The sequence below is a fragment of the Acidisoma sp. 7E03 genome, assembly GCF_054665075.1.
In genome coordinates this window covers 150,688-166,300 of sequence record NZ_BAAFHE010000004.1, presented here as the reverse complement: position 1 = coordinate 166,300, position 15,613 = coordinate 150,688, and the positions used below count along the sequence as shown (strand labels likewise).

General features: G+C 65.8%; 9 protein-coding genes. 8 read left to right on the top strand and 1 reads right to left on the bottom strand.

The annotated features are described in order from the left end of the window. The first annotated feature begins 296 nt into the window (after positions 1-296). From rpoB to ACYQ6W_RS08020, 8 genes are all read left to right on the top strand, one after another. Complete coding sequence (rpoB, locus tag ACYQ6W_RS08055) at positions 297-4,478, top strand: DNA-directed RNA polymerase subunit beta (protein ID WP_459674644.1); 4,182 nt, start codon at positions 297-299, stop codon at positions 4,476-4,478. A 121-nt stretch (positions 4,479-4,599) separates the two neighbouring features. Continuing rightward, complete coding sequence (rpoC, locus tag ACYQ6W_RS08050) at positions 4,600-8,766, top strand: DNA-directed RNA polymerase subunit beta' (RefSeq protein ID WP_459674643.1); 4,167 nt, start codon at positions 4,600-4,602, stop codon at positions 8,764-8,766. A 236-nt stretch (positions 8,767-9,002) separates the two neighbouring features. Further along, a complete protein-coding gene (locus ACYQ6W_RS08045) occupies positions 9,003-10,142 on the top strand; it encodes a RodZ domain-containing protein (protein WP_459674642.1) in 1,140 nt (379 codons plus the stop codon). 46 nt (positions 10,143-10,188) lie between these two features. After that, positions 10,189-11,325 (top strand): flavodoxin-dependent (E)-4-hydroxy-3-methylbut-2-enyl-diphosphate synthase, encoded by a 1,137-nt coding sequence (gene ispG / locus ACYQ6W_RS08040; protein ID WP_459674641.1) that lies wholly within the window; start codon positions 10,189-10,191, stop codon positions 11,323-11,325. A 100-nt stretch (positions 11,326-11,425) separates the two neighbouring features. Then, a complete protein-coding gene (gene hisS, locus ACYQ6W_RS08035; protein WP_459674640.1) occupies positions 11,426-12,682 on the top strand; it encodes a histidine--tRNA ligase in 1,257 nt (418 codons plus the stop codon). Beyond that, a complete protein-coding gene (gene prfA, locus ACYQ6W_RS08030; RefSeq protein ID WP_459674639.1) occupies positions 12,679-13,743 on the top strand; it encodes a peptide chain release factor 1 in 1,065 nt (354 codons plus the stop codon). Before hisS ends, prfA begins: the two co-directional genes overlap by 4 nt. After that, a complete protein-coding gene (prmC, locus tag ACYQ6W_RS08025) occupies positions 13,740-14,591 on the top strand; it encodes a peptide chain release factor N(5)-glutamine methyltransferase (RefSeq protein WP_459674638.1) in 852 nt (283 codons plus the stop codon). Before prfA ends, prmC begins: the two co-directional genes overlap by 4 nt. A gap of 232 nt (positions 14,592-14,823) precedes the next feature. After that, a complete protein-coding gene (locus ACYQ6W_RS08020) occupies positions 14,824-15,303 on the top strand; it encodes a DUF4167 domain-containing protein (RefSeq protein ID WP_459674637.1) in 480 nt (159 codons plus the stop codon). Positions 15,304-15,323: 20 nt separating this feature from the next. On the opposite strand, the gene ACYQ6W_RS08015 is transcribed toward ACYQ6W_RS08020, so the two are convergent. Then, complete coding sequence (locus tag ACYQ6W_RS08015; protein ID WP_459674636.1) at positions 15,324-15,599, bottom strand: acylphosphatase; 276 nt, start codon at positions 15,597-15,599, stop codon at positions 15,324-15,326. Positions 15,600-15,613: the final 14 nt, after the last annotated feature.

Here is a 15,613-nt window from a genome sequence, read left to right as displayed (position 1 = left end):
GCGCCGGAATGGATATTGCGCGCTAAGATGGGGTGGGGACCGGCTTGGTCTCCACCCTTTCCTTGGTTGCGGGGAAGAGTTGTCCTCGCCGGGGCGCCACACGGCGTCTGATGATTGTAGAACGGTCCTGGGGGTCCCTCCGGATCGGGGCTGAGCTTCGCCGGCGCCTTCCGGGGCGTGGAAGGACGCGAAGCGGGATCGAAGACTTGGCCGGCCCTCCCCAGAGGCGCCGATCACAGTGCAGGCCGGCCGGCATTGTTCCGGCTGGGTATGAAATCGAGGGCTAAGGGCAAGCGATGAACGCTATTTCAGGTGGCTCGAACCAATCCTTCACCGGGCGGAAGCGCATTCGCAAGAGCTTCGGTCGCATCCCGGAAGTGGCGCCGATGCCGAACCTGATCGACGTGCAGAGGGCCAGCTACGAGGCCTTTTTGCAGATGAACGTGGCGCCCGACAGCCGGACGCAGACGGGCCTTCAGGAAGTTTTCAAGTCGGTCTTCCCCATTGACGACTTCGCCGGCCGCGGCCGGCTTGAATTCGTCTATTACGAGCTGGAAGAGCCGAAATACGACGTCGAGGAGTGCATCCAGCGCGGCATGACCTTCGCTGCGCCTCTCAAGGTCGTCCTGCGTCTGATCGTATGGGATCTAGACGAGGATACCGGCGCCCGCTCCATCCGCGACATCAAGGAACAGCCGGTCTACATGGGCGACCTGCCGCTCATGACCGACAACGGCACCTTCGTGATCAACGGCACCGAGCGCGTCATCGTCTCCCAGATGCACCGCTCCCCCGGCGTGTTCTTCGACCACGACAAGGGAAAGACGCATTCCAGCGGCAAGTTCCTTTTTACCGCGCGCGTCATCCCCTATCGCGGCTCCTGGCTCGATTTCGAGTTCGACAGCAAGGACCTCGTCTACGTCCGCATCGACCGCAAGCGTAAGCTGCCAGTGACGACGCTGCTCTATGCCCTCGACAGCGAGGCGACGGGCAAGCTGCGCGAGGCCCGTGCCGCGAAGGGCGAGACCGTCGATATCAGTGAAATCCGTGGCATGGACCCGGAAGAAATTCTCGGCAGCTTCTACGGCACGGTGACCTTCACCCAGACGCCGAAAGGCTGGGCGCGGCCGTTCGAGCCGGAAGCCTTCCGCGGCATGAAGCTCTTCGAGAACCTCGTCGATGCCGAGACCGGCGAGATCGTGGCCAAGCCCGAAGAGAAGATGACGGCGCGTCTCACCCGCCGCATCGCCGAGAAGACCAAGACGGTCCTCGCCACCCGCCTCGACCTGATCGGCCGCTTCATGGCGGTCGACCTCGTGAACGAGAACACGGGCGAGATCTATGTCGAGGCCGGGGAAGAGCTGACCGAGGCCCGCCTGACGGCGCTGGAGGAGGCCGGCATCACCGAGCTGCCGACGCTCGCTATCGACCAGGCCAAGGGCCCCTGGATCCGCAACACCCTGGCGGTCGACAAGAACACCAGCCGTGACGACGCGCTGATCGACATCTATCGCGTCATGCGTCCGGGCGAGCCGCCGACCAGCGAGACGGCGGAGGCGCTGTTCCGCGGGCTCTTCTTCGATGCCGACCGTTACGATCTTTCTGCCGTCGGCCGCGTGAAGATGAACATGCGTCTCGGTGTCCATGCCGAGGACACGGTGCGTGTGCTGCGCAAGGAAGACATCCTCCGGACCGTGCAGATCCTCTGCGAGCTCAAGGACGGCCGCGGCTCGATCGACGACATCGACAATCTCGGCAATCGCCGCGTGCGGTCGGTCGGCGAGCTGATGGAGAACCAGTATCGCGTCGGCCTGCTGCGCATGGAGCGCGCCATCCGCGAGCGCATGGGCTCGGTCGACATCGACACGGTGATGCCGCACGACCTGATCAATGCGAAGCCGGCGGCTGCCGCCGTGCGTGAATTCTTCGGCTCCTCGCAGCTGAGCCAGTTCATGGACCAGACCAACCCGCTCTCCGAAGTGACGCATAAGCGCCGCCTCTCGGCGCTTGGGCCGGGCGGTCTGACCCGTGAGCGTGCCGGCTTCGAGGTGCGCGACGTGCATCCGACGCATTACGGCCGCATCTGCCCGATCGAAACGCCGGAAGGCCCGAACATCGGCCTCATCAACTCGCTCGCGACCTATGCCAAGGTGAACAAATACGGCTTCATCGAGACGCCCTATCGCCTGGTCGAGAACGGCGAGGTGAAGGACGGCTGGAAGTATCTTTCCGCGATGGAAGAGGAAAAGCTGGTCGTCGCCCAGGCGGACGTGCCGCTGGATGGCAACCGCTTCTCGGAAGAGCTCGTCTCCGTCCGTCAGCAGGGCGATTTCCGCCTGGTGCCGCCGGATCAGGTGACGGCGGTTGACGTCTCTCCGCGCCAGCTCGTCTCGGTCGCGGCTGCGCTCATTCCCTTCCTCGAGAACGACGACGCGAACCGCGCGCTCATGGGCTCGAACATGCAGCGTCAGGCCGTGCCGCTGATCCGCGCCGATGCGCCGCTCGTCGGCACCGGCATGGAAGCGGCCGTCGCCCGGGATTCCGGTGCGACGATCGTGGCCCGCCGTGGCGGTATCATCGACCAGATCGACGGCGCCCGTATCGTGGTCCGCGCCTCTTCCGGCGAGGGCGGCACGGGTGGCGTCGACATCTACCGCCTGCGCAAGTTCATGCGCTCCAACCAGTCGACCTGCATCAACCAGCGGCCGCTGGTGCGCGTGGGTGACCGCGTGCAGGCCGGGGACATCATCGCCGACGGTCCGTCCACCGAGCTCGGCGAACTGGCCCTCGGCCGCAACGTCCTCGTCGCCTTCATGCCCTGGAATGGCTACAACTTCGAGGACTCCATCCTCATATCCGAGCGTATCGCGCGCGACGACGTCTTCACCTCGATCCATATCGAAGAGTTCGAGGTCATGGCGCGTGACACCAAGCTCGGCCAGGAGGAAATCACCCGCGACATTCCGAACGTGGGTGAGGAAGCGCTGCGCAACCTCGACGAAGCCGGCATCGTCTATGTCGGGGCCGAAGTGCATCCCGGCGACATCCTCGTCGGCAAGGTGACGCCGAAGGGCGAGAGCCCGATGACGCCGGAAGAGAAGCTGCTGCGCGCGATCTTCGGCGAAAAGGCATCCGACGTGCGCGACACCTCGCTGCGTCTGCCGCCCGGCGTCTCCGGCACCATCGTCGACGTTCGCGTCTTCAGCCGTCGTGGCGTGGACAAGGACGAGCGCTCGATGGCGATCGAACGTGCCGAGATCGAGCGTCTGGCCAAGGACCGCGACGACGAGAAGGCAATCCAGGAGCGGTCCTTCCTCAACCGCCTCAAGGAGCAGCTGCTGGGGCAGAAGGCTTCGGGCGGCTTCAAGGGCATCAAGGCGGGCACCGAGATCACCGAGGAGGTGCTGGCCGAGCATCCGCGTGGCGCGATGCGCCACATGGGTGTGCAGGACGATGCGGTGATGGCGGAGATCGAGCTGATCAAGCGCGAGTTCGATGCCTCGGTCGCGCGTCTCCAGCAGCGCTTCGAGAACAAGGTCGACAAGCTGCAGCGCGGTGACGAGCTGCTGCCGGGCGTCATGAAGATGGTCAAGGTCTTCGTCGCGGTGAAGCGCAAGCTGCAGCCGGGCGACAAGATGGCCGGCCGCCACGGCAACAAGGGCGTTGTTTCACGTGTGACACCGATCGAGGACATGCCCTTCCTCGAAGACGGCACGCATGTCGATCTCGTGCTCAACCCGCTGGGCGTGCCGAGCCGCATGAACGTGGGGCAGATTCTCGAGACCCATCTCGGTTGGGCCTGTGCGGCCCTCGGCCGCGAGGTCGGCGAGCTGGTCGAAGAGTATCGCCGCACCGGCCAGGCGCAGCAGGAACTGCACGAGAAACTGCGCGACATCTACGGCGAGAAGGTCTACCGCGACGTCATCGCCAATATGTCGCAGCAGGAGCTGGTCGAACTCGGCCAGAACCTGAAGAAGGGTATCCCCATCGCGACGCCGGTCTTCGACGGCGCGCGCATGGACGATATCGAAGGCATGCTGTCCAAGGCAGGGCTCGATACGTCCGGCCAGGTGACGCTGACCGATGGCCGCACCGGCGAGCCCTTCGAGCGCAAGGTGACGGTGGGCTACATCTACATGCTGAAGCTGCACCACCTGGTCGACGACAAGATCCATGCGCGGTCGATCGGCCCCTATAGCCTCGTGACCCAGCAGCCGCTGGGTGGCAAGGCACAGTTTGGTGGCCAGCGCTTCGGTGAAATGGAGGTCTGGGCGCTGGAGGCCTACGGCGCCGCCTATACGCTGCAGGAGATGCTGACGGTGAAGTCCGACGACGTGTCGGGCCGCACCAAGGTCTACGAAGCCATCGTGCGCGAGCAGGACAACTTCGAAGCGGGCATTCCCGAAAGCTTCAACGTGCTGGTGAAGGAACTGAAGTCGCTCGGCCTGAACGTCGATCTCGACAATCAGCCGGCATGATCGGGATGGCCGGGGGCTGGCGCCCCCGGCAGCTCCGGTCCGACGAATAGAATGCGTTCGATGAATCCCCAACGCCTCGGCGGCTTCGGCCAGAGGAACGGGGTTTGAAGGTGAAGCCCGCATGAACGAGCTTATGAAAATCCTGGGTCAGACCGGTCAGCCGATGACCTTCGACCAGATCCAGATCAAGATCGCCTCGCCCGAGCAGGTGCGCAGCTGGTCCTACGGCGAGATCAAGAAGCCGGAGACGATCAACTACCGTACCTTCAAGCCGGAGCGGGACGGCCTGTTCTGTGCCCGTATCTTCGGGCCGATCAAGGACTACGAGTGCCTGTGCGGCAAGTACAAGCGCATGAAGTTCCGCGGCATCATCTGCGAGAAGTGCGGCGTCGAAGTGACGCTCGCCAAGGTCCGGCGCGAGCGCATGGGCCATATCGAGCTCGCTTCGCCCGTTGCCCATATTTGGTTCCTCAAGTCCCTGCCGTCGCGCATCGGCCTGATGGTCGACATGACGCTGAAGGATCTCGAGAAGGTTCTCTATTTCGAGAACTACGTGGTGCTCGAGCCGGGTCTGACCGACCTCAAGCTGCACCAGATGCTGACGGAAGATCAGCTGATGGCGAAGCAGGACGAGTTCGGCGAGGACGGGTTCCGCGCCGGCATCGGTGCGGAAGCGGTGAAGCAGATCCTTGCCAACATCGATCTCGACGCCGAGAAGACGCGCATGCGCGTGGAGCTGAAGGCGACGACTTCGGAAGCCAAGCGCAAGAAACTCGTCAAGCGCCTCAAGCTGGTCGAAGCTTTCGCCGAATCCGGCTCGCAGCCGGCCTGGATGATCCTGGACGTCGTGCCGGTCATTCCGCCCGAACTGCGCCCGCTGGTGCCGCTCGACGGTGGCCGCTTCGCGACCTCGGATCTGAACGACCTCTATCGTCGCGTCATCAACCGCAACAACCGCCTCAAGCGGCTGATCGAACTGCGCGCGCCGGACATCATCGTGCGCAACGAAAAGCGCATGCTGCAGGAATCGGTCGACGCGCTGTTTGACAACGGCCGCCGCGGCCGCGCCATCACGGGCGCGAACAAGCGCCCGCTGAAGTCGCTCTCCGACATGCTGAAGGGCAAGCAGGGCCGCTTCCGCCAGAACCTGCTCGGCAAGCGCGTCGACTATTCCGGTCGTTCGGTCATCGTCGTGGGTCCCGAGCTGAAGCTACACCAGTGCGGCCTGCCGAAGAAGATGGCGCTCGAGCTGTTCAAGCCCTTCATCTACGCGAAGCTCGAGAAATACGGCCACGCCACCACCATCAAGGCGGCCAAGCGCATGGTGGAGAAGGAGCGTCCGGAGGTTTGGGACATCCTCGAAGAGGTGATCCGCGAGCACCCGGTCATGCTCAACCGCGCGCCGACGCTGCACCGCCTTGGCATCCAGGCCTTCGAGCCGGTGCTGATCGAGGGCAAGGCGATCCAGCTGCATCCGCTCGTCTGCACTGCCTTCAACGCGGATTTCGATGGTGACCAGATGGCGGTGCACGTGCCGCTTTCCATCGAAGCGCAGCTCGAAGCGCGCGTGCTCATGATGTCGACCAACAACATCCTGAGCCCGGCCAACGGCAAGCCGATCATCGTGCCGAGCCAGGACATCGTGCTCGGCCTCTACTACCTCTCGCTGGAGACGCCGGAATTCCGCGCGACCGACGAAAAGGACGCGCCGGCCTTCGGGCAGATCGGCGAGCTGGAGCATGCGTTGGCCGCCAAGCGCATCAAGATGCACGACAAGATCCGCGCGCGCATCAAGGTGAAGGAAGCCTCGGGCGAGGTCGTCAGCAAGATCGTCGTCACCACCCCGGGTCGTCTGCTCATCGGCCAGATCCTGCCGCTGCATCCGAGCGTCCCCTTCGCGCTGATCAACAAGCAGCTGACGAAGAAGAACGTCTCGGACGTCATCGACGCCGTCTATCGCCATTGCGGCCAGAAGGAGTGCGTGATCTTCGCCGACCGCCTGATGGGTCTCGGCTTCTCCAATGCGGCCAAGGCCGGCCTCTCCTTCGGCAAGGATGACCTGATCATTCCGGCCGAGAAGAGCGAGCTGATCGCCAAGACGCAGGCCGAGGTGAAGGAATTCGAGCAGCAGTATCAGGATGGTCTGATCACCGCCGGCGAGCGCTACAACAAGGTGGTCGACGCCTGGTCGCGTTGCACGGACAACGTCGCCGCGGCGATGATGAAGGAGATCTCGAAGCAGGAAGCCGGCAAGGCGACCAATTCGGTCTGGATGATGAGCCATTCCGGTGCGCGTGGGTCGCCGGCGCAGATGCGTCAGCTCGCCGGCATGCGCGGCCTGATGGCCAAGCCCTCGGGCGAGATCATCGAGCAGCCGATCATCGCGAACTTCAAGGAGGGCCTCTCGGTTCTCGAATACTTCAACTCGACCCACGGCGCCCGCAAGGGCCTCGCGGACACGGCGTTGAAGACCGCGAACTCGGGCTATCTCACCCGCCGTCTGGTGGACGTGGCGCAGGACAGCATCATCGTCCAGGAAGATTGCGGTACCGAGAAGGGGCTGACCGTCCGCGCCGTCATGGATGGCGGCGAGGTCGTCTCCTCGCTCTCCGAGCGCATCCTCGGCCGCACCGCGGCGGAAGACGTGCTGGACCCGGCCTCGGGCAAGCTGCTGGTTGCCAACAACACGCTGATCGAGGAGGCGGAAGCCGAGCTGATCGAGAAGTCCGGCGTGGAAGCAGTGAAGATCCGGTCGGTCTTGACCTGCGAAGCGCCTGTCGGCTGCTGCGGCCATTGCTATGGCCGTGACCTCGCCCGCGGCACCCCGGTCAATGCCGGTGAAGCGGTCGGCGTCATCGCCGCCCAGTCCATCGGCGAGCCGGGCACGCAGCTCACCATGCGCACCTTCCACATTGGTGGCGCGGCGCAGCGTGGCGCCGAACAGTCGAGCGTGGAAGCGAGCCATGACGGCACGGTGCAGATCCGCAACCGCAACGTCGTCGTCAACTCCGCCGGCGTGCCGGTGGTGATGAGCCGCAACTGCGAAATCGTGCTGGCCGACACCAACGGCCGTGAGCGCGCACGCTTCCGCGTGCCCTATGGTGCGCGCCTGCTGACGGATGACGGCGCGGCCGTCACTCGTGGGCAGAAGCTCGCCGAGTGGGATCCGTACACCCTGCCGATCATCACCGAGCGGGCCGGCGTCATCGAATTCGCCGACGTGCTCGAGGGTGTGACGCTGGTCGAGCGGATGGACGAAGTGACCGGCCTCACCTCCAAGGTCATCGTTGACTACAAGCAGGCCTCGAAGGCGGTCGATCTCCGTCCGCGCCTCCTGCTGAAGGATGCGAAGGGCGAGGTGGTGAAGTTCGCCAATGGTTCCGAGGCGCGCTACTTCCTCTCGCCGGACAGCATTCTCTCCGTCGAGAATGGGGCGACGGTCGCGGCGGGTGACGTGGTGGCGCGCATTCCGCGCGAAGGCTCGAAGACGCGTGACATCACCGGCGGTCTGCCGCGCGTCGCCGAACTCTTCGAGGCGCGGCGTCCGAAGGACCACGCGATCATCGCGGAAATCGACGGGCGCGTGGAATTCGGCAAGGACTACAAGGCGAAGCGCCGTATCATCGTGAAGAACGACGAGACCGGCGAAGAGACCGAGTATCTGGTGCCGAAGGGCAAGCACGTTTCGGTGCAGGAAGGTGACTTCGTGCGCCTGGGCGACCCGCTGGTCGATGGTCCGCGCGTGCCGCACGACATCCTGCGCGTGCTGGGCGTCGAGGCGCTGTCCGACTACCTCGTCAACGAGATCCAGGACGTCTATCGACTGCAGGGCGTGAAGATCAACGACAAGCACATCGAGGTGATCGTTCGCCAGATGCTGCAGAAGGTCGAGATCACCGACCCGGGCGATACGACCTTCCTCGTCGGCGAGCAGGTGGACCGCGCCGAGTTCGAGTTGGAGAACGACAAGCGCATGAATGCTGGCGAACGGGTGGCGGTTGCCATGCCCGTTCTCCAGGGCATCACCAAGGCCAGCCTGCAGACGCACAGCTTCATCAGCGCCGCCTCCTTCCAGGAGACGACGCGCGTGCTGACCGAAGCGGCGACGGCGGGCAAGATGGATCAACTGCAGGGCCTGAAGGAGAACGTCATCGTCGGACGTCTCATCCCGGCGGGCACCGGCAGCGTCATGAACCGTCTGCGCCAGGTGGCAACGGGCAATGCGAAGGGCCGGACGCTGCGTCAGGAAGTGACGAAGTTGGAAGGTTCCGACATCGCTGCCGAGTGATCGGGGCGCCTGGCCGGGTGGTTCTGCCGCCCGGCCAGGTCGTCCGATTGAGTTAGCCGAGATTTAACGCTGGCCCTGTCGACTGACAGCGCAAAACGGGGCATTGTGGGGCTCCCGCAACCTGACCGGGTGGGGGCCGTGGCACGTCAGGCAAGTGACAGCCCCGCCTTTTCGGCCGAGCCGCACGGAACGTTGGAAGAGTGGCATCCCTGCACAAAGGTTCAGACTCGGATCTGATGGATCGAGACTTCCCGGGTGAAGCGCCTGAAATGGCGGGCCATGGGGGCTCCCGTCTCGGCGGCGAGTTGCGTGCCGCCCGCGAGCGGCTGGGATGGGACGTCGATGCCGTGGCCGAGGCCCTGCGTCTGAAACCCGCCTATATCCACGCGATTGAACAGGGCGATATCCGCAGCCTGCCCGGCACCGCCTATGCGGTGGGCTTCGTGCGCACCTATGCCCAGGCGCTGGGCCTGGATTCGAACGAGGCGATCCGCCGCTTCCGTGCGGAGCGGGAAGAGGTGAACCGCAAGACCGAGCTGGACTTCCCGGCCCCCGTGCCCTCCCGTGGGGTGCCTGCGGGGGCGTTGGTGCTGGTCGGCCTCGTCATCGCCATCGGCGGCTATGCCGCCTGGTATCACTATTCCGGGCGCAGCGACCGGCCGTCCCAGACGGTCGAGGCGCTGCCTGCCCATCTCGAACCACTGGCGCCGCCCCCGGCGCCGAAAGTGGCGAGCGCGACGCCCGCAGCCCCGGCCGCGACGACGGCGCCTGCCGGCGGGACGGCGGCACTGCCCAATCCGACGGTCGCGAACCTGCCGCCTGCCTCCGACGTTTCGCCCTCCTCCGCCGCGGCTGCCGTGCCGCTGCCCAAGATCGCGAGCGAGACGCCTGCCGCCGAGGGTGGCGACGGCGGCACTGCGCCCGGGGCCCCTGCTACGACCGGCGCGGGCACCGTCGCCTCCGTAGCGGTGCCGCCTGCCGCAGGCAATGCGACGGGTTCCGCCAATGTCCCGGCCATGGCGACGAGCGCCACCGATACCGTGGGTCCGGGCGCGCCGGCACCGATGGTCATTCAGGCGACGGCCGATGCCTGGATCGAGATCAAGGATGCCAAGGGGAAGGTCCTCTATCAGACGATCCTGCATCCTGGGGATAAATACACGGTCCCCGATCAGCCGCAGCTGACGCTGACGACTGGCAATGCCGAAGGCACCGAGGTCGTTCTCTCCGGCAACGTCATCGGTCCGCTCAAGGGCCACGTGCTGCACAACATTCCGCTCGACCCCGGCAGCCTCAAGGCGGCCAGCGGCATCGTCCCCGCTGCGGCGCCGGTGACCAGCACCCCCTCGGTCGGAACCACCCCCGCGGCGCAATGAGACGGATCCCCAGGCGGGCCGGAGTCTGCGGACACAGGAGCAAGCCATGAACTATCGCGCCTATCAGCGGATCGACCGCCGCAAGTCCCGGCAGATCAGCGTCGGACCCGTGAAGGTGGGTGGCGACGCCCCGATCAGCGTCCAGACCATGACCAATACGCTGACGACCGACGTCGCCGGCACGGTGGCGCAGATTGGTCTCGCCGAGGTGGCCGGCGTGGATATCGTGCGCGTCTCCTGCCCGGATCAGGAAAGCACGGCCGCGCTGCGCGAGATCGTGCAGCAGGTGAAGGTGCCGATCGTCGCCGACATCCATTTCCACTATCGCCGCGCCATCGAAGCCGCGGAGGCGGGCGCCGCCTGCCTTCGCATCAATCCCGGCAACATCGGCAGCGCCGAGCGCGTGCGCGAGGTGGTGAAGGCGGCGAAGGACCACAACTGCTCCATTCGCATCGGCGTGAATGCCGGCAGCCTGGAGAAGCATCTGCTTGAGAAATACGGCGAGCCCAACCCCGATGCGCTGGTCGAAAGCGCGCTGGAGCACGCCAAAATCCTGCAGGATCACGATTTCCACGAGTTCAAGATCAGCGTGAAGGCGTCGGACGTCTTCCTTGCGGTCGCGGCCTATCAGCAACTGGCCGAGGTCTGCGACCATCCGCTCCACATCGGCATCACCGAGGCTGGCGGCTTGCGCACCGGCACGGTGAAATCTTCGATCGGCCTGGGCTCTCTGCTCTGGGCGGGTATCGGCGATACCATGCGCGTCTCTCTGTCGGCCGAACCCGAGGAAGAGGTGCGCGTCGGTTGGGAGATCCTGAAGTCCCTCGGCCTCCGCCATCGCGGCGTGCGCATCATCTCCTGCCCTTCCTGCGCGCGGCAGGGCTTCGACGTCATCCGCACCGTCCAGGCTCTGGAAGAGCGGCTGGAGCATATCGAGACGCCGCTCACCCTCTCCATCATCGGCTGCGTGGTGAATGGCCCGGGCGAGGCGCTGATGACCGATCTTGGCGTCACCGGCGGCGGCGCCGGCCGCCACATGGTCTACAGCGCCGGCAAGCAGGACCATACGGTCGACCGCGAGGCGATGATCGACCATGTCGTCGAACTCGTGGAGCAGAAGGCCGCGGCCATCCGGGCTGCTGAAGCGAAGGCCGAGCCGGCCCCGGCCGCCGCCGCCGAGTAGCGCCCCGGCCCAACAAGGAAGGGTCTCGCTTCCCGCATAGGGAGGCGGGACCTTTTTCGTTTAAGAGCCTGTCCACACGTTCCGAAAAGAGGCCTTCCCCTTGTCCAGCCTGCAGCCCGTGCGTGGTACCCGTGATCTCATCGGCGAGGATCAGCGCCGCCATCGGCATGTCGAGAGCACGGCGCGTCATGTCTCGGGCCTTTATGGCTTCGAGGAATGGTCCACCCCGATCTTTGAAGACACCCGCGTCTTCTCGCGCACCCTCGGCGAAACCTCCGATGTGGTGACCAAGGAGATGTACACCTTCACCGACCGCGGCGGTGACAGCGTGACCCTGCGGCCGGAAGGAACGGCGGCCGTCTGCCGTGCCCTGGTCACCAACGGGCTGACGCAGAGCCTGCCGCAGAAGGTCTTCTATGCCGGTCCGATGTTCCGCTACGAGCGGCCGCAGAAGGGGCGCTACCGCCAGTTCCACCAGATCGGTGTCGAGTTGATCGGCCCCGCCGAACCGATGGCCGATGCCGAGGTCATCGCCTGCGGCTGGCAGATCCTCTGCGATCTCGGTGTCGCCAAGGATGTTACTCTTGAGGTGAACACGCTCGGCGATGCCGAGAGCCGCGCCGCCTATCGCGCCGCCCTCGTCGCCTATTTCACCCGCTTCGCCGCCGATCTTTCGGAGGACAGCCGCCAGCGGCTGGAGCGCAACCCCTTGCGCATTCTCGACAGCAAGGACGAGGGAGATCGCCGGATCGTCGCCGATGCGCCGACCATCGCCGCCCATCTCACTCCCGCGGCGGCGACGTTCTACGACAAGCTGCGCGGCTATCTCACGCAGCTCGGCATACCCTTCGTCGACAATCCGCGCATCGTCCGCGGGCTCGACTACTACAACCACACTGCCTTCGAATTCGTGACGACGGCACTCGGGGCGCAGGGGACGGTGATGGGTGGCGGTCGCTACGATGGTCTCGTGAAGCAGATGGGCGGCCCCGAAACGCCGGCCGTGGGCTGGGCCGCGGGTATCGAGCGCCTCGCCATGCTGATCGCCGAGCCGCCGGCGGAGGCCTCCGCCATTGCCGTGATTCCCGCGGGTGAGGATGCCGAGCAGGCAGCCTTCGGCATCGCGCAACAGCTGCGGGGGGCCGGCCTGCGTGCCGACATCGGCTACAAGGGCAATCTCCGCCGCCGGATGGAGCGCGCGAACAAGACCGGAGCGCGGGCTGCCGTCATCCTGGGTGGCGAGGAAGCCGCGCGGGGAGTGGCGCAGGTGAAGGACCTCGTTTCGGGAACCCAAAGCGAAGTCGCGCTCGATCGTCTGGTGGAGGCGCTGCGTGCCTTGCCGGGGGTGGGCGCGTGACCCTCGCGGCCCGTTTCGACGATATCCTGGCGCGCGCCGAGGAGCTGCGCGACCTGCTCGCCTCCGGCGCGCAGGGGCAGGAATTCGTTCGCGCCTCGCGCGAACTCGCGGAGCTCGACCAGGTGGTGGGGCTCATCAGTGATCTGCGCGAGACCGAGCAGCATCTGAGCGAAACCACCGCTCTGCTCGCCGACCCCGAGATGCGCGAACTGGCGGAAGCGGAAGCCCAGGCGCTCAAGGCGCGCATTCCGGTGCTGGAGCATGAGATCCAGCTCGCGCTTCTGCCGAAGGACGAGGCGGACGAGCGTTCTGCCATCCTCGAAGTGCGTCCCGCGGCGGGTGGGGACGAAGCCGCGCTCTTCGCCGCACAGCTCTTCGCCATGTATCAGCGCTATGCCGAATCCCAAGGCTGGCGCTGGGAGATCATGGAATACGCCGACACCGAGCTGGGCGGCCTCAAGGAAGGCATCGCCTCCATCACCGGGCGCAACGTCTTCGCCCGGCTGAAATTCGAATCCGGCGTGCATCGGGTGCAGCGCGTGCCGGCGACGGAAGCGCAAGGCCGCATCCACACCTCGACCGTCACGGTGGCCGTGCTGCCGGAGGCCGAGGAGGTCGACGTCGAGGTCAATGAAAGCGACCTCCGCATCGACGTCTACCGGGCGTCCGGCGCTGGCGGCCAGCACGTCAACAAGACCGAAAGCGCCGTCCGCATCACCCATATCCCCACCGGCATCGTGGTGGCGATGCAGGAAGAGAAGAGCCAACACAAAAACCGCGCCAAGGCGATGAAGATCCTGCGTGCCCGCATGTATGAGCGGGAGCGGGCAACGGCCCACGCGACGCGGGCGGCGGACCGCAAATCCCAGGTCGGCACCGGCGACCGCAGCGAGCGCATCCGCACCTACAACTTCCCGCAGGGCCGGGTGACGGACCACCGCATCAACCTCACCCTGTACAAGATTGACCGGGTGATGATGGGCGAGCTGGACGAGGTGGTGCAGGCTCTGGTGGCGGACGATCAGGCGACGCGCCTCGCCAGCCTCGCCTCGGCGGCGTGACCGTCGATCTCGACGCCACGCTGCGGGATGCCACGGCTCGCTTGGGCGCTGCCGGCATCGAAGAACCCTATCGTGAGGCGCGCATCCTGCTTGCCGCGGCGATCGGCGCTGATCTCGCCGGTCTCCTCCGCCGTCGCGGCGGGACGCTGACGGCCGCAGAAGCGGAGTCCTACGTGGCAATGGTGGCCAAGCGGGCGATGCGTATCTCGGCCGCCCATGTGCTGGGCCATCGCGAGTTCTGGAGCCTCGATTTCCTGGTCACCGAGGATACGCTGGCGCCCCGCCCGGATTCCGAAGTGATGATCGAGACGGCTCTGGCGCTGCGGCGGGACCGCGCGGCCGTGCGCCGCATCCTCGACCTCGGCACCGGCACCGGCTGCCTGCTGCTCGCGGCGCTCAGCGAATATCCCGAGGCCTGGGGCCTCGGCGTCGATCTCTCGCCGCGTACGGCGGCGGTCGCCGCGGAGAACGCCCGCCGCCTCGGAATGGCACCGCGATGCGCGATTGCCGTAGGGCGCTGGTGGCAGCCTGTCTCTGCTCGGTTTGACCTCATCCTGTGCAACCCGCCCTATATCCCGGCGGCTGACATCGCGGGCCTCATGCCGGAGGTTCGGGATCATGAACCGCGTCTCGCCCTCGATGGCGGGATGGATGGCCTCGATCCCTATCGGCTGCTCTTCGCCGATCTGCCCAACCACCTGAATCCCGGGGGGCTCGCCCTGTTCGAATTCGGGATCGGCCAGGCTGAGGCCCTGGAGAGGCTCGCGGTTGCGGCGGGGCTCGGCGTTCGGGCGTTGCGCGCCGATCTCGGCGGTCAACCTAGGGTTCTGGCTGTATCCCACCGATAAAAAAACGGTTGGCTTCGGCTGTGGTGCGGGGTAGCGTGCGGCCTGCGCGGTGCAGGAGCCAACAGCGGTTTCTGCCTGCCACCGTTCTCCGGCCTTGCTTGCTCGGACTTGGTCCGATCCGAAGCCTGCCGGCGAGCCCCAAAGTCCGAAGCGTGCAACCTGGCCGATCACCACCCCTGTGTGTCACGGGGACTGTGCGAGGTTGCTAACAGGAAAGCGACTTGTCGTAATAATGAACATCAAACGTATGCGGGGCCGTGGCCATCGTGGAAACGGCTCCAATGGCGGCGGTGGCAATGGCGGCGGAATGCGGCACCAGGGATCCAGTTCCAACGGAATCCCGCTGAACCGCAACCACGTTTTCGACAGCAATGGGCCCGATCTGCGCGTGCGCGGCACGGCGCAACAGCTTTTCGAGAAGTATCTGCAGCTTGGCCGCGACGCCACGAGCTCGGGCGACCGGGTGATGGGCGAAGGCTATTTCCAGCATGCGGAGCATTACTTCCGCATCGTCAGCGCCATGAACCAGGCCGCGGCGCAGCAGCAACAGCAGCACCAGGCGAATCAGCAGCGCCGCGCGAACCACGACGACCAGCAGGTTTCGACCGACGAAACCGGCGGCGACGCGGTGGAGCGGGATGCCGAAGAAGCGCGCGGGGTGCCCGCGGAGGCGCGGGAAATCCCGATCGCCGTCGCCGCTCCCGAAGCCTGAGACCGCGTTTTATTTATCCGTCAGCCCGAGGCGAGAATCCGGAAGCCGGGTTCCGCCGGCGGGTCGGCGATCTCTTCCGCGATCGTGGTCACCTGGGCCAGGCGTGGTCCTCTGCGGCAGGCACGGGCCATCTCCTCCACGGCGTCGGCCGTGCCGCTGATCAAAGCCTCCACTGCGCCGTCAGGTCGGTTGCGCACCCAGCCATCGATGCCATGGGCCTGCGCATAGTCTGCCGCCCAAGCGCGGTAGCCGACGCCCTGGACGTGGCCGGAAATCACGAGGCGCTTGCAGCTCATGCCGTCCTCCTGCG

Coding starts and splice junctions, on each gene's coding strand:
- ACYQ6W_RS08020 (WP_459674637.1), top strand. CDS start 14,824: ATGAACATCAAACGTATGCGGGGCCGTGGCCATCGTGGAAACGGCTCC.
- rpoC (WP_459674643.1), top strand. CDS start 4,600: ATGAACGAGCTTATGAAAATCCTGGGTCAGACCGGTCAGCCGATGACC.
- ACYQ6W_RS08015 (WP_459674636.1), bottom strand. CDS start 15,599: ATGAGCTGCAAGCGCCTCGTGATTTCCGGCCACGTCCAGGGCGTCGGC.
- ACYQ6W_RS08045 (WP_459674642.1), top strand. CDS start 9,003: ATGGATCGAGACTTCCCGGGTGAAGCGCCTGAAATGGCGGGCCATGGG.
- rpoB (WP_459674644.1), top strand. CDS start 297: ATGAACGCTATTTCAGGTGGCTCGAACCAATCCTTCACCGGGCGGAAG.
- ispG (WP_459674641.1), top strand. CDS start 10,189: ATGAACTATCGCGCCTATCAGCGGATCGACCGCCGCAAGTCCCGGCAG.